This window comes from Candidatus Sodalis sp. SoCistrobi (genome assembly GCF_900143145.1).
Classification (GTDB): domain Bacteria; phylum Pseudomonadota; class Gammaproteobacteria; order Enterobacterales; family Enterobacteriaceae; genus SoCistrobi.
The window spans coordinates 1-1,513 of record NZ_FRDB01000361.1 but is presented as its reverse complement, the minus strand read 5'-3'; the positions used below and the strand labels follow the sequence as shown (position 1 = coordinate 1,513).

The following is a 1,513-nucleotide window of genomic DNA, read 5'->3' as shown; positions in this document are numbered from 1 at the left end:
CTTTACTGTCTTGCACCAATGGACGCTGGACGTCGGGGGGAAGTCTGGAGCAGCGTGAGTGTCAGCAGGTTGGAAACTGGTGGGGGCGTGACTTCAGGGAATATCGTTGCCCTGTTGGCTGGTATGCTTCGGGACTGCAATTTGTAGGTCATCAAAATGAAGAGTCCGCTTATGTGATTACCTGTTGCCACTAAGTGTCTCTCGGAAAGAGAATCTTTTTTATTCCAGGTGATAAATTATGAACGTCAGCTATGCATTTATGCTGGTGATGTCCGCACTTGCCGTTTTTCAGATAAGCCAGATTGATAGTGCGCACAGAAATACCACGGAAGCGATTCAGATTCAGGCACTCACCACGACCTTTCTTCTTTATGCGGACGGTCTGGACCGGTATTTGCAGACGAATACCGCCGTTCAGGGTGAAGTGACGGATAAATTGATACTTCCCGTCTGGCTGGAAAAAAATAAACGTATCCACGCCTGTATCGATAGTGGCCGGGGATATGTGTATACAGCAAACCGTCCTGCATTATTGTCGGCGTTGCTGATGAGAACAGGGAATTCTTCGCTGATTGGCACCGGTTATCGCAGCGGGATTAATACGCCTTCCGGGGAATTGCCCCGTCCGCCGTGCGTCCCTGAAAATAGCGTGGTTTATATAAGATTATGATACTTATTTCAATGGTTTCATCGTCCATCATAATGGCAGGGGTGTGTCGTTTTATTCCTGAATATTACCGACAGGCGCGAGACGCCGTGATTAAGGAGGGAGAAGCCTTTTCGCAGGAGCGTATCACCGTCAGGCAATATCCGTTACTTGCCGTGGTATTGTTTTATTCTGTTCCTGTTTTTTATTTTTTTCACCATGGCCAGCCGTGGCTTTCGTTTTTTCTGCTGCTTTTTGCCACAGCCGCCTATATTGATGCGGTGACGCATTGGGTACCGGATGCGCTGATTTATGCCTGTAGCTGTTTCAGTGTTTTTGCCGTCACGCGCCATATGGATGATGTTGCGCTGCTGCTCAGTGGGGTGAGTTCGGCGCTACTGGTGCTGTTTATGCTGGTCTGTAATCTGTGGGTGAAGGGCGACAGGCAGGGGGCCCTGTTTGGGGAAGGCGATATCTATCTGATTACCGCGGTAGGCTTATGGTTATCGCCGATATTTTCCTTTGTTTATATCGGGGTTGCTTATGTGATGGCGATGGCCTGGTCATGGAGAAAAAAGCATGTGGCGTTTGTGCCGTTCCTGTATCTGACGTTTTATCTCTATGTGGTTATTGAACCGTCGATTAATCCTCTATGAAAATGTTATTTTACGGCCTGATCTGGCTCGTTGCTCAGGCGCTTTTTTCGCTGGCCTTTGGCGCGATGGCGCATTCCCAGCCTCCAAAAGCCGCGATAGCGGCATGTTTTGAGTCAGCGGCGCGAACCTACCGTATTGATCCGCTGTTGTTGATAGCGATAGCGGAGGTCGAAAGCGGTATGAATCCCCGCGCCGTTGGCCTTAACCGGCG

The 1,513-nt window shown here is 49.6% G+C and carries 4 protein-coding genes; all 4 read left to right on the top strand.

Annotation, left to right across the window (positions count from 1 at the left end):
• Positions 1–194 (top strand): hypothetical protein (locus CINSTRO3249_RS17470; protein ID WP_217265410.1); only part of this gene is annotated, 194 nt, incomplete at its 5' end.
• Between the two features lie 44 nt (positions 195–238).
• Entirely contained in the window at positions 239–670 is a 432-nt protein-coding gene (gene pilM, locus CINSTRO3249_RS15775) for a type IV pilus biogenesis protein PilM (protein ID WP_074013895.1), read from the top strand.
• Positions 667–1,302: a prepilin peptidase gene (locus tag CINSTRO3249_RS17000; RefSeq protein WP_125933229.1), complete on the top strand. Its 636-nt coding sequence runs from the start codon at positions 667–669 to the stop codon at positions 1,300–1,302. Before pilM ends, CINSTRO3249_RS17000 begins: the two co-directional genes overlap by 4 nt.
• A gap of 2 nt (positions 1,303–1,304) precedes the next feature.
• Positions 1,305–1,513 (top strand): transglycosylase SLT domain-containing protein (locus CINSTRO3249_RS15765; RefSeq protein ID WP_371441391.1); only part of this gene is annotated, 209 nt, incomplete at its 3' end.